This is a genomic window from Geodermatophilus obscurus DSM 43160, assembly GCF_000025345.1.
In the GTDB taxonomy this organism is placed as follows: Bacteria; Actinomycetota; Actinomycetes; order Mycobacteriales; family Geodermatophilaceae; genus Geodermatophilus; species Geodermatophilus obscurus.
Genome location: NC_013757.1, coordinates 1,658,055 through 1,684,715, shown reverse-complemented (window position 1 = coordinate 1,684,715; position 26,661 = coordinate 1,658,055). Strand labels below are relative to the sequence as shown.

General features: G+C 75.9%; 24 protein-coding genes and 1 pseudogene. 7 read left to right on the top strand and 18 right to left on the bottom strand.

Annotation, left to right across the window (positions count from 1 at the left end):
• Positions 1-55 precede the first annotated feature (55 nt).
• The 5 genes from GOBS_RS08005 to lepA all read right to left on the bottom strand — a co-directional run bounded on the left by GOBS_RS08005 (position 56) and on the right by lepA (position 9,251).
• Positions 56-1,462: an FAD-binding oxidoreductase gene (locus GOBS_RS08005; protein WP_012947778.1), complete on the bottom strand. Its 1,407-nt coding sequence runs from the start codon at positions 1,460-1,462 to the stop codon at positions 56-58.
• A 98-nt stretch (positions 1,463-1,560) separates the two neighbouring features.
• Positions 1,561-2,958, bottom strand: coding sequence for an FAD-binding oxidoreductase (locus GOBS_RS08000; RefSeq protein ID WP_012947777.1), 1,398 nt, complete (start codon positions 2,956-2,958; stop codon positions 1,561-1,563).
• 1,198 nt (positions 2,959-4,156) lie between these two features.
• Positions 4,157-6,574 carry an AfsR/SARP family transcriptional regulator gene (locus GOBS_RS29635; protein WP_424954956.1) on the bottom strand — a complete coding sequence of 806 codons (2,418 nt, stop codon included), beginning with the start codon at positions 6,572-6,574 and terminating at the stop codon, positions 4,157-4,159.
• A 194-nt stretch (positions 6,575-6,768) separates the two neighbouring features.
• Entirely contained in the window at positions 6,769-7,425 is a 657-nt protein-coding gene (locus GOBS_RS07990; RefSeq protein ID WP_012947775.1) for an MOSC domain-containing protein, read from the bottom strand.
• The gene (gene lepA, locus GOBS_RS07985) at positions 7,422-9,251 is read right to left on the bottom strand and encodes a translation elongation factor 4 (RefSeq protein ID WP_041241399.1); all 1,830 of its coding nucleotides are present in this window, start codon (positions 9,249-9,251) and stop codon (positions 7,422-7,424) included. Before lepA ends, GOBS_RS07990 begins: the two co-directional genes overlap by 4 nt.
• Positions 9,252-9,643: 392 nt before the next feature.
• On the opposite strand from lepA, the gene GOBS_RS07980 reads away from it, so the two are divergent.
• Both GOBS_RS07980 and rpsT read left to right on the top strand, forming a co-directional pair.
• Complete coding sequence (locus GOBS_RS07980; RefSeq protein WP_012947773.1) at positions 9,644-10,303, top strand: protein kinase family protein; 660 nt, start codon at positions 9,644-9,646, stop codon at positions 10,301-10,303.
• A 131-nt stretch (positions 10,304-10,434) separates the two neighbouring features.
• Positions 10,435-10,701: a 30S ribosomal protein S20 gene (rpsT, locus tag GOBS_RS07975; RefSeq protein ID WP_012947772.1), complete on the top strand. Its 267-nt coding sequence runs from the start codon at positions 10,435-10,437 to the stop codon at positions 10,699-10,701.
• Between the two features lie 242 nt (positions 10,702-10,943).
• Here the strand turns inward: rpsT and holA are convergent, their stop codons facing one another.
• Together holA and GOBS_RS28660 are read right to left on the bottom strand one after the other, a co-directional pair.
• The gene (gene holA / locus GOBS_RS28665) at positions 10,944-11,936 is read right to left on the bottom strand and encodes a DNA polymerase III subunit delta (protein WP_012947771.1); all 993 of its coding nucleotides are present in this window, start codon (positions 11,934-11,936) and stop codon (positions 10,944-10,946) included.
• A gap of 373 nt (positions 11,937-12,309) precedes the next feature.
• Positions 12,310-13,680, bottom strand: a pseudogene (locus GOBS_RS28660) (ComEC/Rec2 family competence protein); the annotation flags it as partial.
• Here GOBS_RS28660 and GOBS_RS28655 point away from each other — a divergent pair.
• A complete protein-coding gene (locus GOBS_RS28655) occupies positions 13,633-14,184 on the top strand; it encodes a hypothetical protein (protein WP_041241397.1) in 552 nt (183 codons plus the stop codon). The pseudogene GOBS_RS28660 and the gene GOBS_RS28655 sit on opposite strands and share 48 nt — an antisense overlap.
• Before the next feature lie 185 nt (positions 14,185-14,369).
• Here GOBS_RS28655 and GOBS_RS07955 read toward each other — a convergent pair whose 3' ends face one another.
• The 9 genes from GOBS_RS07955 to GOBS_RS07915 all read right to left on the bottom strand — a co-directional run bounded on the left by GOBS_RS07955 (position 14,370) and on the right by GOBS_RS07915 (position 22,752).
• The gene (locus GOBS_RS07955) at positions 14,370-15,206 is read right to left on the bottom strand and encodes a ComEA family DNA-binding protein (protein ID WP_012947770.1); all 837 of its coding nucleotides are present in this window, start codon (positions 15,204-15,206) and stop codon (positions 14,370-14,372) included.
• 135 nt (positions 15,207-15,341) lie between these two features.
• Positions 15,342-15,782 carry a nuclear transport factor 2 family protein gene (locus GOBS_RS25305; RefSeq protein ID WP_012947769.1) on the bottom strand — a complete coding sequence of 147 codons (441 nt, stop codon included), beginning with the start codon at positions 15,780-15,782 and terminating at the stop codon, positions 15,342-15,344.
• Positions 15,783-15,886: 104 nt separating this feature from the next.
• On the bottom strand, positions 15,887-16,777 hold the full coding sequence (locus GOBS_RS07945) for a DegV family protein (RefSeq protein WP_012947768.1): 891 nt from the start codon (positions 16,775-16,777) through the stop codon (positions 15,887-15,889).
• A gap of 50 nt (positions 16,778-16,827) precedes the next feature.
• Entirely contained in the window at positions 16,828-17,559 is a 732-nt protein-coding gene (locus tag GOBS_RS07940; RefSeq protein ID WP_012947767.1) for a histidine phosphatase family protein, read from the bottom strand.
• Entirely contained in the window at positions 17,556-18,131 is a 576-nt protein-coding gene (gene rsfS / locus GOBS_RS07935) for a ribosome silencing factor (protein ID WP_012947766.1), read from the bottom strand. Before rsfS ends, GOBS_RS07940 begins: the two co-directional genes overlap by 4 nt.
• On the bottom strand, positions 18,128-18,868 hold the full coding sequence (nadD, locus tag GOBS_RS07930; RefSeq protein ID WP_243697670.1) for a nicotinate-nucleotide adenylyltransferase: 741 nt from the start codon (positions 18,866-18,868) through the stop codon (positions 18,128-18,130). The genes rsfS and nadD overlap by 4 nt, the downstream gene beginning before the upstream one ends.
• Positions 18,869-19,114: 246 nt before the next feature.
• Positions 19,115-20,569 (bottom strand): vWA domain-containing protein, encoded by a 1,455-nt coding sequence (locus GOBS_RS07925; protein ID WP_012947764.1) that lies wholly within the window; start codon positions 20,567-20,569, stop codon positions 19,115-19,117.
• A complete protein-coding gene (locus GOBS_RS07920) occupies positions 20,569-21,456 on the bottom strand; it encodes an AAA family ATPase (RefSeq protein WP_012947763.1) in 888 nt (295 codons plus the stop codon). The genes GOBS_RS07925 and GOBS_RS07920 overlap by 1 nt, the downstream gene beginning before the upstream one ends.
• Before the next feature lie 42 nt (positions 21,457-21,498).
• Positions 21,499-22,752 carry a glutamate-5-semialdehyde dehydrogenase gene (locus GOBS_RS07915; protein ID WP_012947762.1) on the bottom strand — a complete coding sequence of 418 codons (1,254 nt, stop codon included), beginning with the start codon at positions 22,750-22,752 and terminating at the stop codon, positions 21,499-21,501.
• A 98-nt stretch (positions 22,753-22,850) separates the two neighbouring features.
• Between GOBS_RS07915 and GOBS_RS07910 the strand changes: the two genes are divergently transcribed.
• Genes GOBS_RS07910 through GOBS_RS07895 form a run of 4 tightly spaced genes read left to right on the top strand, consistent with a single transcriptional unit; the run spans position 22,851 to position 26,008 of the window.
• The gene (locus GOBS_RS07910) at positions 22,851-23,801 is read left to right on the top strand and encodes a metal ABC transporter substrate-binding protein (RefSeq protein ID WP_243697669.1); all 951 of its coding nucleotides are present in this window, start codon (positions 22,851-22,853) and stop codon (positions 23,799-23,801) included.
• Positions 23,798-24,583: a metal ABC transporter ATP-binding protein gene (locus GOBS_RS07905; RefSeq protein ID WP_012947760.1), complete on the top strand. Its 786-nt coding sequence runs from the start codon at positions 23,798-23,800 to the stop codon at positions 24,581-24,583. The genes GOBS_RS07910 and GOBS_RS07905 overlap by 4 nt, the downstream gene beginning before the upstream one ends.
• A 1-nt stretch (position 24,584) precedes the next feature.
• Positions 24,585-25,604: a metal ABC transporter permease gene (locus tag GOBS_RS07900; RefSeq protein ID WP_012947759.1), complete on the top strand. Its 1,020-nt coding sequence runs from the start codon at positions 24,585-24,587 to the stop codon at positions 25,602-25,604.
• Entirely contained in the window at positions 25,601-26,008 is a 408-nt protein-coding gene (locus tag GOBS_RS07895) for a Fur family transcriptional regulator (protein ID WP_012947758.1), read from the top strand. The genes GOBS_RS07900 and GOBS_RS07895 overlap by 4 nt, the downstream gene beginning before the upstream one ends.
• Positions 26,009-26,017: 9 nt before the next feature.
• On the opposite strand, the gene GOBS_RS07890 is transcribed toward GOBS_RS07895, so the two are convergent.
• Both GOBS_RS07890 and GOBS_RS07885 read right to left on the bottom strand, forming a co-directional pair.
• Positions 26,018-26,410 (bottom strand): type II toxin-antitoxin system VapC family toxin, encoded by a 393-nt coding sequence (locus GOBS_RS07890; RefSeq protein WP_012947757.1) that lies wholly within the window; start codon positions 26,408-26,410, stop codon positions 26,018-26,020.
• On the bottom strand, positions 26,407-26,628 hold the full coding sequence (locus GOBS_RS07885; protein WP_012947756.1) for a type II toxin-antitoxin system Phd/YefM family antitoxin: 222 nt from the start codon (positions 26,626-26,628) through the stop codon (positions 26,407-26,409). Before GOBS_RS07885 ends, GOBS_RS07890 begins: the two co-directional genes overlap by 4 nt.
• Positions 26,629-26,661 lie beyond the last annotated feature (33 nt).

Genomic DNA, 26,661 nt, shown 5'->3' with positions numbered 1-26,661 from the left:
CGCGGGCGGACCGGACGCGGTTCCCACGTCCGGTCCGCCCGGGCCACGGCGGCGCTCAGGCGGCCGCTCGTGTGTAGGCCCCCGCCTGCAGCACCCCCTGCGGGTCGTAGGTCTGCACGACCTCCCGGAGACGGGCCAGGGTCTGCGCGTCGTAGCTGCGCCGGGCCGAGGCCGCGTCGTGCGGGACACCGAAGTTCGGCCACACGCCGCCGGTGTCCCAGTCGGCCAGCGCCGCGAACAGCCGGTGCGCGTGGGCCAGGTTCGCCTCGGCCATGGCAGCGTCCGCGGCGAGCCCCACGGTGAGCACGCTGAACCGCGCGGCGCGGTGGGAGAACGCGGTCGGGTGGACGCCCTCCCGCGCGTACGCCCCGCCGAGGTGACGCACCTCCACCACGATCTGCGGCGACCCGGAGCCGGCGCCGGCGAACGCCAGCAGCCGATCGGCCGCCTCCGCCGGGAAGCCGTCGAGCAGGATGGCCGGATCGACGACCGGCATCGGCTCGACCGGGTCCGCGTGCACCGAGTCGATCGCCGTGTACGGCTTGACCGCGGCGTCGTCCAGGATCACCGGCGCCGCCGCGCGGATCTCGTCCAGCAGCCGCGCCCCCTCCCCGGGGTCGCCGGTCCAGAGGAACCGGATCCCCAGGCTCATCCGCCCGGCCAGCGCCGGGGGGATCTCGGGTGCTGCCGGCAGCTGGAAGAGGGCGAAGGACGTCGTCCCCTGCTCCGGCAGGGCATCGGCCCAGCCCCGCCACCGGTCGATCACGGCTGCGGCGTCGGCGGCGTCGAAGTAAACCGCCCCGCCGTAGAAGGTCGGCATGCGGATCAGGTCGAACTCGAGGGCGGTGACGATCCCGGCCGCGCCCTTGCCGCCCCGCAGGGCGAAGAACAGATCGGGGTACGTGGTCGGCGTCACCCGCCGCAGGACGCCGTCGCCGGTGACGACCTCGATCGCGCGGACCCGGTCCGCCTGCAGTCCGTACGTGCGGGTCAGCGGGCCGACCCCGCCTCCGGTCGTGTAGCCGACGATGCTGACGTCGGTGGTGGAGCCGTTGAGCGCGGCCAGCCCGTGCGGGGCGACGGCCTCCACGACCCTCCTCCACTTCACGCCGGCACCGATCCGGACCCACTGCTCCTCGGCGTGCACGGTGAGCTCGTCCAGACCCCGGGTCACGACGAGCAGGTGTCCGGCCAGCGAGGCCTCCGCTCCGTGGCCGGTGGCCTGGACGCCGGCGGTCAGGCCGTGCTCGCCGGCGAAGCGGACTGTCTCGGCGACGTCCTCGGCGGTCCGGACCGCGACGACCGCGGCCGGCCGCATGGGGACGGCGAGGTTCCAAGGGGAGACGAGCGCCTCGTACCCGGGCTCGTCCGGCGTGTACAGGGCGCCGGTGAGCCGGCGGCGCAACGAGTCGAGGAAGACGCGGCCGGGGGATTGGACGACGGCGTCGACAGAGAGCGTCACGGTGACCTCCAGGGAGCGATGGTGCTGATGGAGGAACCGTGCGGCCCGGACCTTGACGGGCGGTTGCCGCGTCCTTGCGGCCCGGTCTCAGGTGGGTCTCAGGTCCGGGGCAGCGCCGGGTGCGGGTCGAGGAACAGCTCGCCGGGGTCCACCCGGCGGCGGATGGCCGACAGCCGTGCGTGGACACCCGGCGGGAACGCCTTCCGGGTGTCCACGCGGTCGTCGAGCATCGGCAGGTAGTGCCGCCCCCTGGTCCACGGCTCGAGGGCGGCGAGGAAGGCCGCGGCGTCGGCCCGCAGTTGCGCCCAGTCGCCCATGCCGCCCTCCAGCCCCAGGCCGAGGGCGAGGAACCGGCCGTCCAGGGAGGACAGCGCCCCGCCGGCGGGGTCGGGACGGGACAGCGCACCGCCCAGCTGGCGCAGCTCGGCGACGGCCAGCCGGGACCGCGACGCCGGCCCGACGGCCTCGATGAACGCCGCGACCGCGGCGTCGGGCAGCTCCTCGACCAGCCTGCTGCTCGTGTAGGCCGGGGTGGGGCCCTCGGGGTCGAGGTGCAGCCGCACCAGGGAGGCGGCGGGCACCCGGCCGACCGTGTCGAGCTCGGGGCGCAGCGCCCGCAGCGGCGCGAGGACGTCGGCGGCCGCGTCGTCCGGCCCGAGGACGGCGCCGTCGATCATGGCGATCCGCCGTCCGCGCAGGTCGGTCGGCATCTCCTCGATGTCGGGCACGTCCAGGAGGCGGAAGGCCGTCGTCGCCTCTTCCGGGGCGTCCGAGCACCAGGTGACCCAGGCGGGCAGCACGCGCTCGACGGCCGTGGCGTCCCAGGCCAGGAACCCGGCGACCACGGTGTCCAGCGGGAACAGCTCGAACTCCAGGGCGGTCACCACCCCGAGCGGGGCGGCCCCTCCGCGCAGCGCCCAGAACAGGTCCGCCTCCTGCTCGGCGGTGGCCCGGACGACGCTGCCGTCCGCCAGCACGAGCTCCATCGCGGTGACGGCGTTGCACTGCAGCCCGAGCCGCCGGGCGTACCAGCCGATGCCGCCGCCGAGGGTGTAGCCGACGACGCCGACGTCCGGCGAGGACGGGTGCCGTGCGGCGAGCCCGTGCCGTCCGGCGGCGTCGGTCAGGTCCCCCCACAGCACCCCCGCCCCGACCCGGGCCAGCCGCCGGTCGGCGTCGACGTGCAGCTCCGTCATCGCCGAGGTGCGCACCAGCACGGCGTCGGTGAGCCGGCCCTCCAGCGGGGGGGCGCCGTGCCCGGTGCCCTGCGGAGCGACGGCCAGACCGGCCGCGGTGGCGGCGCGGAGCACCTCGGCGACCTCGTCGGGGAAGGCCGGATAGGTCACCGCGGCCGGCAGGTCCACCACCTGGAGGTTCCAGGGTGAGCGGGCCATGTCGTAGGCCGGGTCGCCGGGTAGGTGGACCGAGCCCCCGCACAGGCCGCGGAGGCTCTCCGCGCGGCTGCGCGGGGTCGTGGGCACCTGCTGCTGAGTCACGGGACCCCTCTACCTGTTCTCCGGGGAGACACGATCCGGCGGCGGACTTGAGAACGACTTGAGACCGTCGCCGGACGCCGAGGGCCCGGCCGCGCAGAGCACGTCGCGCACCGTCCCGGGGGTGAGGAAGAGCTGCTGGGCGATCTCCCGCACCTCGAGCCCGGTGGCCGCGAGGTCGATGATCCGGCGCTCGGTGTTCGACAGCCAGCGGCCACCGTGGGGGTGGGTGTCGTCGACGCACCCGCGTCGCTGCAGCTCCGCGCGGACCCGGTCCCGCACCTCGACGGCACCCCGCCGGGTCGCCGTCCGGCAGGCGGCCCGCAGGAGCGGGACGGCCTCCTCGTCCGGCACGTCCGGCAGGCTGCCCAGGGCGCACTGGGCGCGGGCCAGTTCCACGGAGGCCGGCGTCGGTTCCAGCAGGTCGACCGCCTCGCGCAGCTGTCGCCGACCGGCCCGGCCGCGCAGCTCCCCGAGCAGCCGCAGGGAGGCGCCGAGGAACGTCGGCGCTCCCCAGCGCCGCAGCAACCGCACCTCCTCCTCGACGAGCGGCACCGCCTCGGCGGTCCGGCCCAGCGCGTGCAGGGCGGTCGCGGCGGTGCCCCGCCACGGGTTCCACACCGGGTTGGGGACCGGCACGGGCTCAGGGACGGAGTCCAGCGCCGCGAGGGCGTCCTCGGGCCGCCCCTCCGCGGCGAGCAGGCGAGCAAGGGCCAGGTGGACCAGCCGGGCGCCCTCACCGGACCGCCCACCGGCCACCGCCGCGTCGGCTGCCGCCCGTGCCCCGGCGACGTCGCCGCGGTCGAGCCGGCAGTGGATCTCGACGCAGCGGATGTAGGGCTCCCCGATCCTCGTGCCGCCCCACATGCGGTCCTGTTCCAGCGCCACGGCCGAGCAGGCCAGGGCCTCGTTGAGCTCGCCGCGCCACCAGTGCCAGAACCCCTGCCACACGCTGGTCGACTTGACGGCGAGCAGGGACCCGCGCGCGTAGGCCGCCGCCCGGGCGCGACTCCAGAAGTCCCCCAGGTCGTCGTCGGACAGCATCCGGACGAGGGCGGCGACGATCCAGGTCAGGCCGTCGTCCACGACCCACAGCCGGTCCTCCTGGAGCGCGAACCGGGCCAGCGCCACGGCCCGCTGCCGGTCGGTCCCCTCGAGCATCGCCTCGAAGGCCAGGGTCGCCGAGAGGCTGCGAGCCCCGTCACCCTCCCCCACCGGAACCGGCGGCACTTCCGTCCGCCAGATCGCCGGGTCCAGGCCGTGCATGTAGCCGCTGATCCGCTCGATGGCCAGCAGCGCCTGCCGGTGGTCGGGGAGTTCTTCGGGCACCGCACGCCGGGCCTCCCGTGCGAAGGCGGTCGCGATGCCTGGTTCGCTGGCGAAGACGTGCGTGCGTGCGATCGCCACAGCGAGGTCGGCCCGGGTGCGGGGATCGTCCTGCAGCGCGTAGGCCTGCAGGAGGTGCCGGGCGCTGGCGTCGCCGTCGAGGAGGGACTCCAGCAGCCCCAGCTCCAGGAGCAGGTCGCGCCGCTGGTCCTCCGACGGCGGCTCGTCCAGTGCACGCCGCAGCAGGGTGACCGCGCTGTCGGAGGCGCCGCGATCGGCGGCTGTGCGCGCCGCCCGCCGCAGGACGGCGACCGTCTCCTCGTCGCCGCGCAGCGGCGCCCGCAGCAGGTGGGCGGCGACCTGCTCGTCGGTCGCGCCCGACGACCGCAGCACCTGCGCCGCGCGCTCGTGCCGCAGTGCCCGCTCGGCGGCGGGCAGGTCGCGGTACACCGCCTCCCGGACCAGCGGGTGCACGAAGGCCAGCGGCTGCTCGTCCCTGACGATCTCGGCGCGGGCGAGGGTGGCCAGAGCCGTGGCGGTGTCCTCCTCGGGCAGCCCGGCGAGCGTGGCCACGGCCGGCAGGGCCGCGCCATCCCCCAGGACGGCGGCGGCCCGGGCGACCGCCGGGACCGACCCGGCGAGCCGGCGCAGCCGCATGAGGACCATGCTGGACACCGCCCGGGAGCCGACGGCGACGACCGTGTCGGCGTGCGCGGCGTCGGGCCGCACGCCGTCGGCCTCGAGAGCCCGCAGCAGCTGCCGCAGCAGCAGGGGGTTCCCCGACGTCGTCCGGTAGCAGGCTGCGCCGAACAAGGGGGACACCGGCTCCCCGAGCCGGCGCCCCACCATGCCGACCGTGGCCTCCGGGGACAGCGGCGCGGGCCGGATCACGACCGTCGCCGGTTCGAGGGACAGCTCGGCCAGCAACTCCTCGGCGTCGTGCGCCTCGCCGGTGCGCACGGTCCCGACCACGAGCACCGGCACCGCGTCCAGGCGTCGCACGAGGTAGGCCAGGTAGCGCAGTGAGGCGCTGTCGCACCACTGCAGGTCGTCGACGGCGAGGAGGACGGGCCCGGCCGCCGCGAGGTCGACCGTGAGCCAGTAGAGACCGTGCAGGACGGCGAAGGACCCCTCGGGCGCCTCGCCGGAGGCCAGGTCGAAGGCACTCCGTGCACCGGCCGCGGCCCCACGCAGCAGCTCCTCCCGCCGCCCCGGGACGGTGAGTTCCGGGCTCGAACAGCTGTCGTACGGCACCGAAGCCGAAGGCCGTCTCCAACTGGCTGCCGCGTGCGGTCAGCACCCGGACCGACCGTGCGGACGCCAGCCTCCGGGCCTCGGTGAGCAGTCGGCTCTTGCCGATGCCGGGTGGCCCTTCGATGAGCAGCAGCCGGGGCTCCCCGGCGGCCAGGTCGTCGAGCGCGGACCGCAGGGCGGTGAGCTCGCGGTCCCGGTCCAGCAGGTCGTCCGGCGTCGCTCCTGCCGGGGAAGGGGGGTGCTCGGGGCCGGGCCGGGCCGGGGACGACACCGGGGCGCGCGGCGCCGGCACGCGCAGTTCCGGCGACTGCGCCAGCACCTGTTCCTCCAGTGCCCGCAGCGCCGGACCCGGATCGACCCCCAGCTCGTCGGCGAGGGTCCGGCGGGCTCGGCGCAGAGCGCTCAGTGCGTCGGCCTGCCGGTGTGCCCGGCAGAGCGCGAGCACGAGGAGGCGCCAGCGCTCCTCCCGCAATGGCTCCTCGGCGACCATCGCCTCGAGGTCGGCGACGCACAGCGCCGCCTCCCCCAGCTCGAGCCGTGCGGCCGCCAGCCGCTCCCGCGCCACGGCGCGCAGCTCGGTCAGCCGGGCCGTCTCCGCCTCCGCCCACGGAGCGTCGACGTAGTCGGCCAGCGCCGGACCGCGCCAGAGGGCGAGCGCCTCGCGCAGGAGCTCCGCGGCACGTGCGGGGCGGTCCTCCCCCGCGGCCTCCTCCAGCAGCCGCTCGAAGCGCCAGGCGTCGACCGCGTCGTCCGGGAGCCGGACGGCGTAGCCCCGGCCCTCCCTGACGATGACCGCCGAGCGGGTCCGGGCGGCGCTGCCCGGCTGGAGCCGACGGCGCAGGTGGGAGACGTAGGCCTGCAGCGCGCCGGCGGTGTCGGCCGGGGCGTCCTCGGGCCACAGGGACTCGGCCAGCCGCTCGGCCGGGACGACCTCGCCGCGGGCGAGGAGCAGGAGGGCCAGGACGGCGCGCTGACGGGGACCGCCGAGGTCGAGGGGTGTCCCGCCGGAAGACGCCGTCAGCCTCCCCAGCAGGGCCACACGCAGCTGCCCAGTGCCGTCCACAGCCGCCTCCTCGGCGGGCCACTCCTCCTTGGCGGGCAAGGTAGACGAGGGAGGCGTCCTGCGGGAGCGGTTCAGCCAGCACGACCCGAGGCCGCACCGCGAGCGGACCGCGACCGGCTCCCGAGTGGCCCCGGGTCCTGGACGGACGAGCCGGCGTCTGACGACCCGGCTCAGGCCAGGGCGGCGAGCCGCTCGATCCGGGCCGCGACCTTCGGCCGGTCCTTGAGCGGGAGGTGCTCGAGGGCGGGGGCGATCTCCGGCAGCCGGCGCCGCTGGGTCGTCGTCGCGCGGAAGAGCAGGCCGACGGTGACGCCGTGGGCGGGTCGGGAGACCACCTCGACGGCGTCGCCCGCGCCGACGTCCCCGGTCTCGAGCACCCGCAGGTAGGCGCCGCTGGCACCGCGGGCGGTGAACCGCTTGACCAGCTGCGGCACACCCCAGAAGCGCTCGAAGTTGGCACACGGGATCCGGCAGGCGGTCACCTCGAACAGCGCCGTCCCGACCCGCCAGCGCTCGCCCAGCACCGCGCCGGTGAGGTCCAGGCCCGTCGTCCGCAGGTTCTCGCCGAACCGGCCGGGCGGCAGCTCCCGGTCCAGCTCGGCGGCCCACCAGTCGGCGTCCTCCTGGGCGTAGGCGTAGACCGCCTGGCCCTCGCCGCCGTGGTACTTCCGGTTGACCTGGACGTCGCCGTCCAGGCCGAGCTCGGAGACGGCGACCCGCCCGGCGACCGGCCGCTTGTCGATGCCGCTGCGGTTCGGACGACGGCCGGGCAGCGGGAGCAGGTCGGAGCCGGAGACGCAGACCGCGTCGAGGCGGCCGCGGGTCACTTCTTGGAGGCGGTGGACTCGTTGGTGGAGAGCGCGGCCACGAAGGCCTCCTGGGGGACCTCGACGCGGCCGACCATCTTCATCCGCTTCTTGCCCTCCTTCTGCTTCTCCAGCAGCTTCCGCTTGCGGGTAATGTCACCGCCGTAGCACTTGGCGAGGACGTCCTTGCGGATGGCGCGGACCGTCTCGCGGGCGATGACCCGGGAGCCGACGGCGGCCTGGATCGGCACCTCGAACTGCTGCCGCGGGATGAGCTCGCGCAGCTTGCCGGCCATCATCACGCCGTAGCTGTAGGCCTTGTCCTTGTGCACGATCGCGCTGAACGCGTCGACGGCCTCGCCCTGCAGCAGGATGTCCACCTTCACCAGCGACGACTCCTGCTCGCCGGCCTCGGAGTAGTCGAGGCTGGCATAGCCGCGGGTGCGCGACTTCAGCGCGTCGAAGAAGTCGAAGATGATCTCGCCGAGGGGCAACGTGTAGCGCAGCTCGACCCGGGACTCGCTCAGGTAGTCCATGCCGCCGAGCTGACCGCGCCGGCTCTGGCAGAGCTCCATGATCGCGCCGGTGTAGTCGCTGGGCGCGATGATCGTCGCGTTGACGATCGGCTCGTAGACCTTGTCGATCTTGCCCTCGGGCCAGTCGCTGGGGTTGGTCACGGTGATCTCGCTGCCGTCCTCCATGACCACCCGGTAGACGACGTTCGGCGCGGTGGAGATGAGGCTGATGCCGGCCTCGCGCTCGAGCCGCTCGCGGACGATCTCCAGGTGCAGCAGGCCGAGGAAGCCGACGCGGAACCCGAACCCGAGCGCGGCGGACGTCTCCGGCTCGTAGGTGAGCGCGGCGTCGTTGAGCAGCAGCTTGTCCAGCGCCTCGCGCAGCAGCGGGTACTCGCTGCCGTCAATCGGGTACAGGCCGGAGTAGACCATCGGCTTGGGGTCGCTGTAGCCGCCGATCGGCTCGGCGGCCGGCTTGTGCTGCAGCGTGACGGTGTCGCCGACGCGGGACTGGCGGACGTCCTTGACGCCGGTGATGAAGTAGCCGACCTCGCCGACGCCGAGGCCGTCGACCGGCTTGGGCTCCGGGGAGATGACGCCGATCTCGAGCAGCTCGTGGACGGCGCCGGTCGACATCATCTTGATCCGCTCGCGGCTGGAGATGCGCCCGTCGACGACCCGCACGTAGGTGATGACGCCGCGGTAGATGTCGTAGACGCTGTCGAAGATCATCGCTCGCGCCGGGGCCTCGGCCTCGCCGACCGGGGCGGGGATCTGGGCGACGATCTGGTCGAGCAGCTCGGGCACGCCCTCGCCGGTCTTGCCGCTGACCCGCAGGACCTCGGCAGGGTCGCAGCCGATGATGTGCGCGATCTCGGCCGCGTACCTCTCCGGCTGCGCGGCGGGCAGGTCGATCTTGTTGAGGACCGGGATGATCGTGAGGTCGTTCTCCAGCGCCAGGTAGAGGTTGGCCAGCGTCTGGGCCTCGATCCCCTGGGCGGCGTCGACGAGCAGCACCGCGCCCTCGCAGGCGGCCAGCGACCGGGACACCTCGTAGGTGAAGTCGACGTGCCCCGGGGTGTCGATCATGTCGAGGACGTACTCGGTGTCCCCGACCTTCCACGGCAGGCGCACGTTCTGCGCCTTGATGGTGATGCCGCGCTCGCGCTCGATGTCCATGCGGTCGAGGTACTGGGCACGCATCTGCCGCGCCTCGATGATCCCGGTGACCTCGAGCATCCGGTCGGCCAGCGTCGACTTGCCGTGGTCGATGTGGGCGATGATGCAGAAGTTCCGGATGCGGGCCGGGTCGGTGGAGGCGGGAGTCGTCACAGTGCCCCCATCGTCCCACGGCACCCGGGCCGGTGAGGCGATTGCCTGCGAAGCGGCGCTCGCCGACAGTTCTGTCATGACCCCTGCGGGCAGCCCCCGCCTGCCGTACCCGGACCTGCCCGCACTGCTGCGCACGGACATCGAGGCAGCGCTCGGCTCGCCCGTGGCCACCGTGACCGGCTGCACCGGGGGCTTCTCCCCCGGGACGGCGGCCGTGCTGACCTGCTCCGACGGGACGCGGGCCAACGTCTGCGGCGGTCGGCACGCCGCTGAACCCCGACACCCCCGACCTGCACCGGACCGAGGCCGGGGTCGCCGCCGCACTGCCGCCGGACCTCCCCGCACCGCGGCTGCGGTGGTGGACCGAGCGCGACGTCGGTGGCGACGTCTGGGTGGCGCTGCTCTTCGACGCGGTGGACGGGGAGCCGCCGGCCCTGCCGTGGACGCCGGCGGCCGCGGCGCGGATCGTGCCGGTCCTCACCGACCTCGCCCGGGCCGGCACCCCGTGCCCGGTCCCGGGCCTGCCCACCCTCCCGGATCGGCTCGCCGGCGGGCTGGCCGCGTGGCGGGCGCTGGCCGAGCAGCCGCCGGCGGATCTCGACCCCTGGGAGCGCCGGCACCTGGACCGGCTGGCCGACGTGCCCGACCGGTTGACGGCATCGGGCGGGCTCTCCGGGGAGACGCTGGTCCACCTGGACGTGCGCGCCGACAACCTGCTGGTCACCGCGGACGGCGCCGTGTTCGTCGTCGACTGGCCGCGGGCGGCCCGCGGTGCGGCCTGGGTGGACACCGTGCTGTTCGCCCTCGACCCCGCCGTGCACGGAGGCGTGGACCCGGAGCTGCTGGTGGCGGACTCCCCGGTCGTGGCGGGCGCCGATCCCGCGGACGTGACCGACCTGCTGCTCGCGCTGACCGGGACGTGGGCGCAGGAGATGCGACGGCCGCCACCGCCCGGGTTGCCGACCGTGCGGGACTTCCAGCGCGGGTTCCACGACGCCGCGCTGGCCTGGGCGCGGCGGCGGGTGGACGGCGGCCTCGCCCGGCCGCGGTGACCGGCTCGGCCGACCGACCGCGGGTTGGGGCCGGGCGGACGACGCTGGTATCTTGGCAGACCGGTCCGCTGACGCACGCCGTCCGGACGCACTGTCCAGAACTCCTCCCGAGAGACACCCGAGGCTCACGCGTGGCGAACATCAAGTCCCAGCTCAAGCGGATCAAGACCAACGAAAAGGCGCGCCAGCGCAACGTCGCCGTCAAGTCCGCCCTGAAGACGGCCGTCCGCCGCTTCCGCACCGCTGCCGACTCCGGGGACGCCGCCGCCGCGACGACCGCGCTGCAGACCGCCAGCAAGGCGCTGGACAAGGCCGCCAGCAAGGGCGTCATCCACAAGAACCAGGCGGCGAACCGCAAGTCGGGCATGGCCAAGCGGCTGGCCGACCTCTCCAGCTGACCCCCGGCCGCGTCCGCGCGGCCGTCCGACGAGCCCCCTCCCCCTGCGGGACGGGGGCTCGTCGCGTTCTGCGGCCGCGGCCCCCTGCGAGGTCCCGCCGCGCGGCCCCGTCCCGCCGCGCAGCCTCCTCCCGCCGCGCGGCCCCGTCCCGAGGCTCAGGCCCCGTCTCGGGTCCCGCCCCGAGCCCGCGAGGGGTGGGGAGGACGGGGTCCTCCCACGGTGGGGGGACGGGGGGTCCTCGTTCAGCCGCGGACGCCGCGTCCGGTCTCCCGCCGGATGGCGACGATCCGGCGGATGGCGCTCTCCAGTGCGTAGTCGGCGCTGGCCGCGGCGCCCTTGACGTCGGCGTTGAGCTCGGCGGCCACGCCGAGCGCCTGCTGCAGGCCCTCGATACTCCAGCCCCGCGCCTGCGACTGCGCCCGCTTGACCTTCCACGGCGGCATCTTCAGCGTGCGGGCCAGGTCGCCGGGGTTGGAGCTGCGGACCGAGGAGACGCGGGCCGCGGTCCGCACCCCGTCGGCGATCGCGTCGGCGATCAGCACGTGGGCGACGCCGCGCTGCAAGGCCCAGCGCAGCATCTCCAGCGAGCCCTGCCGATCGCCCACGAGCACCCGCTCGGCGACGGTGAAGCCGCTGACCTCGGCCTGCCCGCGGTGGAACCGGGCGACCGCGTCGGCGTCGATCGAGCCGCCGAAGTCCGAGACCAGCTGCGTGGCCGCCGAGGACAGCTGCCGCAGGTCCGCGCCGATCGCCTCGACCAGCGCCGACGCCGCGTCCGGGGTGATCCGGCCACCCGCCGAGCGGACCTCGTTGCGCACGAAGGCGATCCGGTCGCCCACCGAGCTGACCTTGGGGCAGTCGTCGACGGCTGCCCCGGCAGCGGTGAAGGCCTTGACCAGCGTCTCGTTGCGCTTCCCGCCGGAGTGGACGACCACGAGCGTCAGGTCGGGGTCGGGGTCCTTGGTGTAGCCGGTGAGCGCCTCGACGAGCGCGCCGGCGGCCTCGTGCACCCCCGTGACGACGACCAGCCGGTGCGTGCCGAACAGCGAGGGGGCGAGGACGTCGGCCAGCTGGCCGACGGGCAGCCCCTGCGCCGGCAGCTCGTGCAGCTCGGCGTCGGGGTGGCGCTCGAGCACGGCGGCGCGCACGGCGGACACGGCGCGGGAGCGCAGCAGCTCCTCCTCGCCGACCACGGCGCGCAGGCGGGAGGTCGGTGCGGGGGGTGCTGCGGCCACCCCGGCATGGTGTCACGCGGGGCCGACGCTCCCGCCGTCCCGCGCGGACGACCGCCGGCCCGCCGACCGCCTCCTCCCCCGGGATGCCGGACCGGCCGGCCGCGGAGACGGCGTCCTCGGGACCGCGGGTGGCGACGCCCCAGGCCCCGGCGTCCCCGGCCACCGCGAGGTCGCCCTCCCGGTCGGTGCGGTGCACCCGCACCCCCTCCTGCGCCAGCCAGGACAGCACCCGTGCCGTCGGGTGCCCGTAGGTGTTGTCCGCGCCGACGGACACCAGCGCCACTCGCGCCCCGGTGGCGGCGAAGAAGCCCCGGTCGGCGTCGGCGCTGCCGTGGTGCGGCACCTTGAGCACGTCGGCCCGCAGGTCGACCCCGCGGGCGACGATCCGCTCCTCCGCCACGCCGCTCAGGTCGCCGGTGAGCAGGACCCGGACCCCGCGCTGGGTCACGCGGACCACCAGGGACAGGTCGTTGGCCGGTACCGCGGCCGTGGCGACCTCCGGCGGCGGGGCGAGCACCTCGATCGTCGCCGTCCCCACCGTGCGGAGGTCCCCCGGGACGAGGACCTCCCGCGCGGCACCCGCACGGCGCACCGCGGCGTCCAGGCGGCCGGCCCGGTCCTCGGCGGGCGACAGCGTGCCGGTGGCGACCACGCCGACCTCCCTGCCGGACAGCGCCCCGGCCAGGCCGCCGGCGTGGTCGGCGTCGAGGTGAGTGACCAGCACCAGGGGCAGCGTGTCGATCCCGAGCCGGTCCAGGCAGCGGTCGACCGGACCGACGTCGGGCCCGGCGTCCACGAGCAGCCCCTCCCCCGGCGCGGTCGGCACCACCAGGGCGTCGCCCTGGCCGACGTCGCAGGCGACGAGGACGGTCCGCTCGGGCGGCCAGCCGCGGGTCAGCTGTCGCAGCGGCCAGCCCAGCACCACGACGCCGACGAGGGCCGCGAGCGCCAGCGGCCGCGCGCGGGGAAAGCGCCACAGCAGCCAGCCGACCGCCAGGATCAGCACGGTCAGCAGCACCGCGCCCCGGGTACCGGCCGGCCAGCCGGTGGCGCCGTCGGGCAGCGCCGCGGCGCGCTGAGCGACGACGACCAGCCACCGCACCGGCCACCCCGCCAGCCAGACGAGCGCACCGCCGACCGGTGGCAGGACCGGTTGCGCGAGCGCGGCCAGCAGGCCGAGCACGGTGGCCGGGGCGACGGCCGGCGCGGCGAGCAGGTTGGCTGGCAGCGACACCGGACTCACCAGGCCGGAGAGCCCGGCCACCAGCGGCGCGGTGGCGAGCCCGGCGGCCGCGGCGACCGCGACCGCGTCGGCCAGCGGCACCGGCCAGCCGCGGCCACGCAGGCGCCGGGACCAGCCCGGTGACAGCAGCACGATGGCCGCCGTGGCCGCGACTGAGAGTGCGAAGCCGGCGTCCCGCGCGAGGCCCGGATCGAGGAGCAGCAGCACGACGACAGCCCCGCCCAGTGCCGGCAGCGCCGCGCGGGACCGGCCGGTCGCCAGCGCCAGCAGCGTCACCCCGCCCATGGCCGCCGCGCGGACCACGCTGGCGCTGGGCCGGGCGAGCACCACGAACCCGGCGAGCGCGACCACCGCGACCAGCGCCTGCACCCGCCGGTCGACCGCCCGCCTGCGCAGCGGCGCGAGCACTCCGGCGAGCACGATCGCCACGTTCGCCCCGGACACGGCCGTCAGGTGGGCGAGGCCCGCGCGCCGGAAGTCCTCGACGAGCACCGGGTCCATCGACCGCGTGTCCCCCACGACCAGGCCGGGCAGCAGCCCACCTGCCTGGGGCCCGAGCACGTCGACGGCGGACTCGCGCAGTTGCTCCCGCAGACCCCCGGCGACCCGCTGCACCCACGGCGGGTCGCCCACCGGCGTCGGGGGCGCCCGCGCCGACAGCCGGGCCACCAGCCCCTCGTCCGCGGCGGCCGGGGAGACCGCGGCCCGGACGCGCACGGCCTGGCCCGGCAGCAGCCCGAGCCACTCGTCGGCGGAGCCGAAGAGGACCACGGCGTCGTCCAGCCGGGTGCGCGTCCCGCCGTCGTGCAGCCCGGTGACCGTGGCCTCGGCGACGACGCGCGGCGGGCCCACTCCGCGGACCGCCGTCGGGTCGCCGTCCAGCTCCAGGTCGAGGTCGACGGTCCGTCGTCCTTCGGCGGCCCCGGCCAGCGGAGAGGCCTGGCGGGCGGTCTCCCGGACCGCCGCCGTGGTGGCGGTGACCGCCAGGGCCGCGAGCACACATGACAGCACGACCGCGGCGGGTGACCGGCCGCGCCGGGACACCCAGACCGCGGCGACAACGGCGGCCGGTACCGCGCCGGCCAGCAGCGGGACCGGCAGCAGCGGTGCCAGCAGGGTGACGCCCCAGACCGTCGCCGCCACGGGCGCGAGCCGCAGGTCCACCCACGACCAGCGCCCCGGCGCCGCCCTCACACGGTCACCAGCTCGGCGAGCTCGGCGTAGGTGGTCGGGCCGATGCCGGGGACGTCGTCGAGCTGCTCCACGGTGCGGAAGGGCCCGTTGCGCTCGCGGTGTTCCACGATCCGCTGGGCGAGGACCGGCCCGATCCCCGGCAGCGCGTCGAGGTCGGGCGCGGTGGCCGCGTTGAGGTCTACCGGGCCGGCACCGGACGTGGCGTCCGTCCCGCCGACGGTTCCGCCGGCCGCCGCGGCGCCGGGCACGCCGACCGCCACCTGTTGGCCGTCGGAGACGACGGCGGCGAGGTTGATCGAGGCGGGGTCGGCGTCGGGCAGCAGCCCGCCGGCGGCCGTCACCGCGTCGGCGACCCGCGCCCCCTCGGGCAGGGTGACCAGCCCCGGCCGGGCCACCGATCCCACGACCGAGACGACGACCGTGGCCGCGGAGTCCGCCGCGATCCCCGCCGACGTCGCGGCGGGGCTCTCCGCGGCCGGGGATGCGGCGGGGGACTCGACGGGTGCCGGTTCGACCGGCGCGGGCTCCACCTGCGGGCGACCGGACCACGTGCTCCCGAGCACCAGGAGCGCGGCGAGCAGGCCGACGACCCACAGCGACCACGCGGCGCGGCGCCCGGGGGCCACCCGGACGGCACTGTCGGGAACACGGTGCCGCCCGATGCCGGCGGGCAGCCCGTCGTCCGCCGCCGCGACGGCGTCCTCCTCCTCCTCTTCGGCGTGCAGCGCCTCGTCGCCGGGCACCCAGCCCGGTGGCCGGCGCTCGTCCAGCAGGACCCGCAGCCGTTCGCGGATCAGGTCGGCGTCGTCACTGCGGCGGGAGGAGAGGCGCACCGGCGCGACGCTAGGGAGCGACGCCCTCGATGGTCCGTGCCGCCGACGAACTGTGGACGGCCGCCACCACTGTGGATCCCGAGGACGTCGTCACGTGCGCGCCACCGAGCGCTCGAGCGGCCGAGCAGGCGGTCGTCACCCGCCGGTCGTGACTGCGTCCTCGGGGCTCGGCATGAGGCCCACCTGCTGGAGGTAGTCGGCGAGGTTCCAGTAGTCCCGGTTCTCCACGATCCGGCCGTCGCGCACCCGGCCGACCGAGACGCCGGGCACCCGGTAGGAGCGCCCGGTGGCCGGCAGGCCGTGCTCGTGATCGGCCCGGTCGTTGGTCCCGACCATCGTCCACTCCAGCGCGTAGCCCTCGCCGTCCCCGACGACGGTGCCCGGCTCGAACCGGTAGTCGGAGGAGAAGCCTGTCTCCATGGCGTCCACGAAGGCGCGGACGGCGGCCGCACCCTCGACCCGCTCGCCGAGCGCGAAGTCCGGGTACACCCCGTCGTCGGCCCAAAACGAGGTCACCGCCGCGCTGTCGTGCGCGTTCCACGCGTCCAGGTAGGCCTGGGCCCAGTCCGCCGCCACCCCGGCCGCCGGTCCGCCATCGCTCGTGTCTCCCCCCTCGTCGCCCTGAGGCGGCCGAAGCCACTGGCGGGCGCTCGGGGCAGGACAGAGCCGAAGGCCACCGGCTACCGGTGCGCCGTCTGCTGCGGGTGGTCCTGCGCGGGCGCCGTCGCGGCCGGGGCCACGACGAGGCCCACGGCGCCCGGGCCGACGTGGGCGCCGATCGCCGCGCCGAGCTCGCTGACGTAGAGCTCGCGCAGGCCGGGCAGCCGCTCCTCGAGGTCGGCGGCCAGCCGCTCGGCCCGCTCGGGTGCGGCCAGGTGGTGGACGGCGACCATGACCGGCCGGCCGGCCGCGGCCTCCACCCCGCGCTGGACCAGGCGGACGAGGGCCCGGGCCGTCGTCCGCACCTTCTCCAGCGGCACCACCCGGCCGTCGGCGACGTGCAGGACCGGCTTGACCGACAGTGCGGTGCCGATCATCGAGGCGGCGTGCCCGATGCGGCCGCCCCGGCGGAGGTGCTCCAGGGTGTCCACGACGAAGAGCGTGCGGGTGGCGGCGGCGGTGTCCCGGGCGGCCGCGGCCACGGTCGCCGTGTCCTCCCCGCGCGCCGCCGCCCGGGCCGCGGCGAGCACGGCGAACCCGTTGCCCATCGCTGCGGAGCGCGAGTCGACGACCGTGACGATGTGCTCGCCGACCTGGGCGGCAGCCAGCCGGGCCGCGTCCACCGTGCCGGAGAGCTCCGCGGACAGGTGCACCGAGACGATGTGGTCGGCCCCGGCGTCCAGCCGCCGGCGGTAGGCGGCGACGAAGTCGCCGGGGGTCGGCCGGGAGGTCGAGACGCGCTGCCCGCGCGTGCCGAGCGCCCGGGCGACGTCCGCCGGCCCGATGTCGTCCCCCTCGCGGCCGGAGTGCCCGGCCAGGACCACGTAGAGCGGGACGACCTCGACCGCGTACTGCTCCAGCAGCCGGGCGGGCAGGTACGCCGAGGAGTCGGTGACCACGGCGACGGGCATCCGGCGAGGCTAGCCCGCGCCCTGCCGCGGCCGAGCGGCCACGGCGGGGTTTACAGGGCGTCGGCGTCCTGCGTGTGACGCGGCGCGCCTTCCTCGGGGCTGGCGCCGGCGTCCGGGCGACGCGTGCCCGGCTGTGGCGGAGGGACGGGACCGTCGGGCAGGTCGGGTGCGGAGGTGTTGTGCCGCAGCAGCCGCCACCGGCCGCTCTGCTCGGCCAGCTCGCTCCACGCACAGTTCGCCAGGGGGCCGAAGACGCGGCGGTGCTCGGGGCCCAGTCCGAGCAGGGCCTCGATCAGGCGTGCTGAGGTGCCGCCGTGGGTCACGACGACGGCCGCCGGCGCCTCGGGGAGGTCGCGCAGCGCGGCCAGGGCCCGTGCGGGTACGTCGGCGGAGTCCTCCCCGCCGCGCCCGGTGATGGGCCGGCCGGCCAGCCAGTCGGCGTACTGCTCGGGATGGCGCTCGGCGACCTCCTGCCGGGTGAGCCCCTCCCACGAGCCCATGTCGACCTCGCGCAGGCGGGGGTCCAGCCGCAGCGGCACACCGAGCACGTCGGTGAGCGCGACCGCGGTCTCGGCGGCCCGCCCGAGGTCGCTGGAGACCACCAGGGTGCCCTCGGGCAGCGGCGCGGCCAGGTGCGGGGCAGCACGCCGCGCCTGACGGCGGCCCACCTCGTCCAGCGGCGGGTCCAACTGGCCCTGGAAGCGCCCCGCGGCGTTCCACTCGGTGCGCCCGTGCCGCCAGAGCACCAGCCGCGGGACCGGCAGTGCCGGGACGTCGCTCACCTGCCGGTCGCCTCCGGCGCGGCCGGGCCGTCCTCCGGCGGCCCACCGTCCGCCGGGGCACCGCCCACCGGGGAGTCGTCCGCGGGCCCGGGCCGCAGGGGCATCGGGTCGGCGCTGGCCGGGTCGACGTCGTCAGCCGACAGCGTCGCGGTGCTCGCGGGAGCCGTCCCGTCGGACCGCGTCCCCTCGGGCTGCGTCGCAGCGGACGGTGCCGCGCTGTCGACGAAGGGGATCGTCGGGCAGTCCTTCCACAGCCGCTCCAGCGCGTAGTACGCGCGCTCCTCGGCGTGCTGCACGTGGACGACGACGTCCACGAAGTCCAGCAGCACCCAGCGCGCCTCGGCCACGCCCTCCCGGCGCACCGGCTTGACGCCGTGCTGGCGGAGGCGCTCCTCGACCTCGTCGACGATGGCCTGCACCTGGCGCTCGTTGGGCGCCGAGGCGAGCACGAAGGCGTCGGTGATGGCCAGCCGCTCGCTGACGTCGACGATCGCGACGTTGGTCGCCAGCTTGTCCGCGGCGGCCTGGGCGGCCAGCAGTGCGGTCTCCCGCGCCTCGGTCGAGGCGGTCATCGGGGTACCTCCTGGAGTTCGGTGGTCGGTGGTTCGGGAGGCGGACCCTCGGTCTGGGGAGTCGTCGCCGGCGGGCGGTCGTAGGTCGGGCGGTCCCCGGAGGGCCCGGCGCCGGTCGCACCCTCGCGGGCGAGGCGTGGGGCAGCGTCAGGGGTGCGGTACAGCCCGCGCTTCTCGATGTACTGCACGACGCCGTCGGGCACCAGGTACCAGACCGGCATCCCCCGGCCCACACGGGCGCGGCAGTCGCTGGAGCTGATCGCCAGCGCCGGCACCTCGACCAGGCTCACCGTCCCCTCCGGCAGGTGGGAGGCCCCCAGGTCGAAGCCGGGGCGGGTGACACCGATGAAGTGCGCCAGGGCGAAGCAGGCGTCGCTGTCCCGCCAGCTGAGGATCTGCGAGAGCGCGTCCGCGCCGGTGATGAAGAACAGCTGGTCGTCGGGCCGCTGCCGCTTCAGGTCGCTGAGCGTGTCGATCGTGTACGTGGGACCGCCGCGGTCGACGTCGACCCGGCTCACCGAGAACCGGGGGTTGGAGGCGGTGGCGATGACGGTCATGAGGTAGCGGTCCTCGGCCGGCGCCACCTCGCGGTCGCTCTTCTGCCACGGCTGGCCGGTGGGCACGAAGACCACCTCGTCCAGACCGAACAGGACCGCCACCTCGCTCGCCGCCACGAGGTGCCCGTGGTGGACGGGGTCGAACGTCCCGCCCATCACCCCGACCCGCCGACCTGCCACCAAACGAGACTATCCGGGCAGTCCGGGACCGGCCCGCGAGGACCGGCCCCGCGCAGCGGGCACGGGCCTCCCCGCCGGGACTGCGGCCGGGGACCAGCGCGGGCCCTGCGCGACCGGCTCCCCCGTGCTGCCGGTCGCGGCCGGCAGCGGCCCCCGCGGACGGGGACCGCCACCGGCGCCGGCACACCCGGCACCCACCCCGTCCGACGACCGTCGCCCGCCGCGGTTCCGCGACGGGAGGGCCGCTCAGAGCGTGGTGACGAAGTCCGCGAGCTGGGCGGCGTTGCGGCACTCGACCATGTCGACGACCTCGCCGTAGCGGTTGGCGGCGGAGTCCCCGCTGCCCCACAGCCGGCGGGGCTCGGGATTGAGCCAGTGCGCCGTGCGGGAGCGGCGGACGAGGTCGGCCAGCACCGGCAACCCCGGCGGGCGGTAGTTGGTGCGCCCGTCGCCGAGCACGAGCAGCGACGTCTTGGGTCCCACCACCGAGGCCCACCGGTCGGCGAAGACCTCGAACGCCGTGCCGTAGTCGCTGTGCCCGTCGAACCCGACGACGTCGGCCTCCCGGCCGATCCGGGCGACCGCGTCGACGACGTCGGCACCAGGACGGAAGAAACGGCTCACCTCGTCGGTGGAGTCCACGAAGGCGAAGGCCCGGACGCCGGAGAAGTGCTCACGCAGCGCCTGGGTCAGCATGAGCGTGAAGTGGCTGAACCCGGCCACCGAGCCGCTGACGTCGCAGAGCACCACCAGCTCCGGCTTGTGCACCTTCCGCGGCCGGTGGTGGGTCACCACCGGCACGCCGCCGGTGCCCAGCGACGCGCGCACGGTCCTGCGGAAGTCCAGCCGGCCCTCCCGGCCCAGCCGCCGCCGCGCCGAGAGCCGGACGGCCAGCCGCCGGGCCAGCGGGGCCACCGTCCGGCGCAGCTCGGCGAGGTCGGCGGCCTGGGCGCGCAGGAAGTCGACCTGGTCGGCCAGCGGGCGGACGGCGTTCTTCGCCACCTTGTCCCGGCCGCGCTCGGCCGCCGTCCGCCGCCGGACCTCGGCCTCCACCGCGGCCCGGAAGGCGGCCAGCCGCTCGCGCACCGTCTGGCGGGCCACCTGCTCGGCCAGCCCGCCGCGCCCGGCGTCCCCGAGCAGGCCGGCCAGCAGCTGGGCGACCAGGGTGTCCGGCGAGAGCGCCCGCATCACCCGGTAGCTGAAGAAGGACTGCCCCGAGGGCGACGGCGCCGTCCGGCCCAGCTGGTCGACCGCGTCGCGGGCGAAGCGGCGTAGCGCCTCCTCGTCGCCGTCGAGCAGCAGCCGGGCCAGCTCCTCGCGCATGAGCTGCGCCAGGTCGGTGCCGTCGGGCAGGTCCAGGGTCGGCTCGCCGGGCTCCCCCGGCTCGCCGTCGTCCTCGTCGCCGGCCGAGGCGAGCGCCGGCCGGTCGGACAGCGGCCACCACAGGTCGAACAGCACGTCGTAGGCCGGCCGCTGCGCCGCCCGCTGCAGCAGCACCGCCGCCAGCCCGTGCCGCAGCTGCTCGCGGTCGAGGAGGTCGACCACGGTGAGGATCTCGGCGGCGTCGACGGCCTGGCTGATGCCGACCGGGATGCCGGCGTCCCGCACCGCGCGGACGAAGCCGTCGAGGTGCCCGGCCAGCCCGCCGGGCTCGGGGACGGCGGCCGTGTGCTCGGGCCCGCCCGCCACCCCGGCCCCCATCAGTTGAGCCGCAGCTCGGCCGCGGCCCGCTCCTGGTCGCTGGCGTGCTTGAGCACCACGCCCAGCGTCGAGCGGACCGCCGGCTCGTCGAGGGTGTCCAGCCCGAGCTCGAGCAGCGTCTGCGCCCAGTCGAGGGTCTCGGAAATCGACGGCGACTTCTTCAGCTCCAGCGCGCGCATCGCCCGGACGGTGCGCACCAGCTGCTCGGCCAGGCCCGGGGCGAGGTCGGGCACCCGGGACAGCACGATCTCCCGCTCCCGCTGGGCCGACGGGTAGTCCAGCGCCAGGTACAGGCAGCGCCGCTTGAGCGCCTCGGACAGCTCGCGGGTGGCGTTGGAGGTCAGCACCACCATCGGCCGGCGGGCCGCGGTCACCGTGCCGAGCTCGGGGATGGTGACCTGGAAGTCGCTGAGCACCTCCAGCAGCAGGCCCTCCACCTCGACGTCGGCCTTGTCGGTCTCGTCGATGAGCAGCACGGTCGGCTCGGTGCGCCGGATGGCGGTCAGCAGCGGCCGGGAGAGCAGGAACTCCTCGCCGAAGATGTCGTCGTGGACGGTGTTCCAGTCCGCGCCGTCGGTGCCCTGCGACGCCTGGATGCGCAGCAGCTGCTTCTTGTAGTTCCACTCGTACAGCGCCCGCGCCTCGTCGAGGCCCTCGTAGCACTGCAGCCGGATCAGCTCCGAGCCGGTGGACGCCGCCAGCGCCTTGGCCAGCTCGGTCTTGCCCGTGCCCGCCGGCCCCTCGACCAGCAGCGGCTTGCCCAGCCGGTCGGCGAGGAACACGGTGGTCGAGATCTGGGCGTCGGGCAGGTAGCCGGCCGCCGCCAGCCGCTTGCCGACGTCGGAGACCGAGGAGAACTGCGGGGACTGCGACGGCGGGCGGGGCATGCGGCTCCTCGGTCGGGTGGCGGGGTGGGCCGGATGTAGGGCTCAGCGGGTGTGGCCGCTGCCGGTGACGACGTAGCTGGTGGAGGTCAGCTCTGGCAGCCCCAGCGGACCGCGGGCGTGCAGCTTCTGCGTGGAGATGCCGATCTCGGCGCCGAACCCGAACTCCCCGCCGTCGGTGAACCGGGTCGAGGCGTTGACCAGGACCGCGGCGGCGTCCACCCCGGCGGTGAAGTCGGCGATGGCGCGCGCGGAGTCGGCGACGATCGCCTCGGAGTGACCGCTCCCCCAGCGCTCGATGTGGTCCAGGGCAGCAGGCAGGTCGTCGACCACGCGCACCGCCATGTCCATCGACAGGTACTCGGTCGCCCAGTCCTCGTCGGTCGCGGGGACGACGGCGTCGTGCGCCGCCCGGGCTGCGTCGTCGCCGTGCAGCGTCACGCCGGCGTCCACGAGCGCGGACAGCAGCCGTGGCAGGAACGCCACGTCGCGGTGCACCAGCAGCGTCTCCGCGGCGTTGCAGACGCTGACCCGGTGGGTCTTGGCGTTGAGCACGATGGCCTCGGCGGTCGCGGGGTCGGCCGAGGCGTCGACGTAGACGTGGCAGTTGCCCTCGCCGGTCTCGATGACCGGCACCCGCGCCTCGCGCACCACCCGCTGGATCAGCGACGCCCCGCCGCGCGGGATCACCACGTCGACGAGCCCGCGGGCGTTCAGCAGCTCGCCCACCGAGGCCCGGTCGGCCGGCAGCAGCTCGACCGAGCCGGGCGGCAGCCCGGCCTTCTGCGCCGCCTCGGTGAGGACGACGACCAGCGCGGTGTTGGTCCGGAACGCCGAGGCCGAGCCGCGCAGCAGTGCCGCGTTGCCGCTCTTGAGGCACAGGCCCGCGGCGTCGACGGTCACGTTGGGCCGGGCCTCGTAGACGATGCCGACCACGCCGAGGGGCACTCGGACCTGGCGCAGCTGCAGCCCGTTGGGCAGCGTCGACCCGCGGACGACGTCGCCGACCGGGTCGGGCAGCGCGACCAGCTGGCGCAGCGCGTCGGCCACGCCGGCGATGCGGCCGGGATCCAGCCGCAGCCGGTCGAGGACCGATGCCGGGGTGCCGTCGGCCGCGGCCGCCTCCACGTCGGCGGCGTTGGCGGCGAGCACCTCGTCGGCCCGCTCGACCAGCGCGTCGGCCATGGCGCGCAGCGCGGCGTCCTTGGTGTCGGTGGGCAGGGTGCGCAGCACCCGGGCGGCGGCGCGGGCGCGCAGCGCCGCGGCCCCGATCAGCGGCAGGCCGGAGACGTCGGACACGCCCGAGAGCGTACGCGGGCGGGCGCGGTCCTCCGGCTCCCTCGGCTCGGAGCAGCTGTGCGAGAATGATTCTCATGAACACCTGGACGACGCGTGCCGTGACCGCTGCGACCGCCTCGGCCGCCGCCCTCGCGCTGGCCGGGTGCGGTGGCTCCGACGACGCCGCGGGTGGCTCCGGGGCCGGGCTCACGGTCGTCGCGGGCTTCTACCCGCTGGAGTGGGCGGCGCAGCGCGTCGGTGGCGACCGGCTGGACGTCTCCTCGCTCACCCCGCCGGGCGCGGAGGCCCACGACCTGGAGCTCGCCCCGCAGGACGTCGCGGCGGTCGCCGAGGCCGACCTGCTCGTGTACCTGGAGGGCTTCCAGCCCGCCCTCGACGAGGTCGCCACGACCGAGGCCGCCGCCACCGCCTGGGACGCCGGCCAGGCCGCCGACCTCACCCTGACCGCCGAGGAGCACGGTCACGAGGGCGAGACCGCCGAGGAGCACGCCGAGCACGCCGGGGAGGAGCCCGCCGGGGACGGCGAGGCGCTCGACCCGCACTTCTGGCTGGACCCGGTGCGCCTCGCGTCCGTCGGGGACGCGCTGGCCGAGCGGCTGGCCGAGGCCGACCCCGACGGCGCGGCCGGCTACGAGCAGAACGCCGCCGCGCTGCGAGCCGACCTCGAGGCGCTGGACGCCGAGATCCAGGCCGGCCTGGCCGGCTGCGCGGTGGACACCCTGGTCACCGGCCACGAGGCGTTCGGCTACCTCGCCGACCGCTACGGTCTCGAGGTGGTCGGCATCAGCGGGCTCAGCCCCTCCCAGGAGCCGGACCCCGCGCAGCTCGCGGAGATCACCGCCCTCGTCCGGGAGCGCGGGGTCACCACCGTCTACACCGAGACCCTCGTCGACCCCGCCGTCGCCGAGACCGTCGCGACCGAGGCCGGGGTGCGGACCGCCGTCCTGGACCCGGTCGAGGGGCTGACCGACGAGTCGGCCGGCAGCGACTACCTCGAGGTCATGCGGGCCAACCTGGCCACGCTGCAGGAGGGCCAGTCCTGCTCATGAGCGCCATCCGGCTGCGGGACGCCCGCATCGGCTACGGCGACGCCGCCGTCGTCCAGGGCGTCGACCTCACCGTGGCCGACGGCGAGGCGATCGCCGTCCTGGGCTCCAACGGGTCGGGGAAGACCACGCTGGCCCGCGGCCTGCTCGGCCTGGCCACGGTGCTGGGCGGTGAGGTCGAGGTCCTCGGCGCCCCGGTCGGTCGCCCGCGCGAGCGCGGCCGGATCGGCTACGTGCCCCAGCGGCACACGGTGAGCGGCGCGGTCCCGGCGACGGTGCGCGAGGTGGTCGGGGTCGGCCGGCTGGCCCGGCTGGGCCCGTTCGGCCGGCTGCGCCCGGCCGACCGCGCCGCGGTGCAGGACGCCGTCGCCGCCGTCGGGCTGGCCGACCGGCTCGGCGACCCGGTCGCCTCGCTGTCCGGAGGCCAGCAGCGTCGGGTGCTGGTGGCCCGCGCACTGGCCGCCGAGCCGGAGCTGCTGGTCATGGACGAGCCGACCGCCGGGGTGGACGCCGCCAGCCAGGACGCGCTCGCCGCCGTCCTGGCCGACGTGTCGGCCACCGGGACCACGCTGCTGGTCGTCACGCACGAGACCGCCGCGCTGGCCGGCGTCCTCACCCGGGCGGTCGTCGTCGACCACGGCCGGATCAGCTACGACGGGCCGCTGGCCGAGGCCGGGGTCGAGGCCACGACCGACGGGCACCACCACCCCGAGGGCACCGGGCTGGCGCCCTCGCGCGGGTACCGCCTGGACCAGCCCCGGGTGACCACGGACGGAGGGCGCTGAGGTGGAGGTCCTCGAGTACGGGTTCATGCAGCGGGCGCTGCTGGCCTCGCTGATGGTCGGCCTGGTGGCCCCCGCGGTCGGCGTCTTCCTGGTGCAGCGCCGGCTGTCGCTGCTCGGTGACGGCCTCGGGCACGTCGCCCTCACCGGCGTCGCGGTCGGCGTCCTCACCTCCACCGCTCCGGTCGGGACGGCGCTGGTGGCCGCCGTGCTCGGCGCGGTGCTCATCGAGCTGGTGCGCGCCCGCGGCCGCACCAGTGGCGACGTCGCCCTCGCCGTCCTCTTCTACGGCGGCATCGCCGGCGGCGTGGTGCTGCTGAGCCTCGCCCCGCAGGGGCAGGCCACCAACCTCGAGGCCTACCTGTTCGGCGCGATCACCACCACGACCACCGCGGACGTCGCGGTCTTCGGCGTCATCACCGTCGTCGTGCTCGGTGTCGTGTGGCTGCTCGGGCAGCGGCTGTACGCGGTCAGCGACGACGAGGAGTACGCCCGCGCGGTGGGCCTGCCCGTGCTGGCGCTCAACGTCGTGCTCGCGGCCCTGGTGGCGGCGACCGTCGTCCTCTCCATGCGGGTCGTCGGCCTGCTGCTGATCAGCGCGCTGATGATCGTGCCCAGCGCGGTGGCCCAGCAGCTGGCCCGCAGCTTCCGCCAGACGCTGTACCTGGCCTGCGGCATCGGCCTGGTGACCAGCGTCGCCGGCACCACCGCGTCGTACTACACCGGCACGCCGTCCGGCGGCACCATCGTGCTGCTGGCGATCGCGCTGTTCCTGCTGGCCACGGCCTCGGTCGCGGTGCGCGAGGCGACCGCCCGCCGCCGGCACCGGCGCCGCGCCGAGGTCCACGCCGCCCACCCGCACGAGCACGGTGCGGGCTGCGGGCACCCGGCGGTGCTGCACGGCGACCACGTCGACTACGACCACGACGGGCACCTGCACGCCCCGCACCGGACCGGCGCGGGGGTGCACTACGACGAGCACGGCGAGCACGCTCCGTCGGCGGAACAGGTGGGGCGCCCGTGAGCGCGTCCGGACCGGCCGAGGCGCCGCGCCGCCAGACCCGGCAGCGCAGCGCCGTCCTCGCCCTGCTCGACGACCAGGACGGCTTCCGCACCGCCCAGGACCTGCACGCCCTGCTCCGCGAGCGCGGCGACGCCGTGGGCCTGGCGACGGTCTACCGGGCGCTGCAGGCGCTGGTGGACGACGGCCTGGTCGACGTGCTCCGGACCGAGGGCGAGGCCGCCTACCGCCGCTGCTCGCCGGTGCACCACCACCACCTGGTGTGCCGCTCCTGCGGCCGCACGGTCGAGGTGGCCGACCCGCCGGTCGAGCGGTGGGCCGCCCGCGTCGCCGCCGAGCACGGGTTCGCCGACGTCCAGCACCAGCTGGAGGTCTTCGGCACCTGCGCGGCCTGCGCCGCCCGCTGAGCGGGCGGGTCACCACACGGTGCGGATGGCCGGGAACTCCACGAGCGCGGCATCACTCGTCACTACGGGAAGGGACTCCAGCACCGCCTGGGCGACGATCACCCGGTCGAACGGGTCGCGGTGGGACCACTGCAGGGTGCCGGCGGTGAGCGCGTGGTGCCCGGTGATGGCGAGCTCTTCGGCCCGCAGTCTGGCGAGGTGCTCCCGGTAACCGCTCACCACGGCGGCCGCGCCCTCGAGCTTGCCCAGTCTGTGCTTCGTGGCGATCTCCCAGGCACTGGCCGCGGAGACGTACACGGTGGTCCCCGGCGCCCGTATGGTCGCGAGGGTCTCTGCGGGGAGGCGGTCCGGAGCCAGCAGGACCCACAGCAGGACGTGGGTGTCGAGCAGGAGCGAGGTCATTCCCACCGGGCCAGTTCGTCGTCCGGCAGCGGCTCGGCGAAGGCCTCGGGGACGGAACCCGCCACGAAGCCGACGGGGCGGGGCGCGGGCTCGTCGACCGGCACGAGACGCACCACCGGCCTGCCGCCCCGTGCGATGACGACCTCCTCGCCACGCTCGGCGGCCGCGAGCAGCTGGGACAGCCGCGTCTTGGCCTCCTGCACGTTGATGTGCGTCATGTCCCCACCGTAAGGCTTTACGGCCAGGTTGGC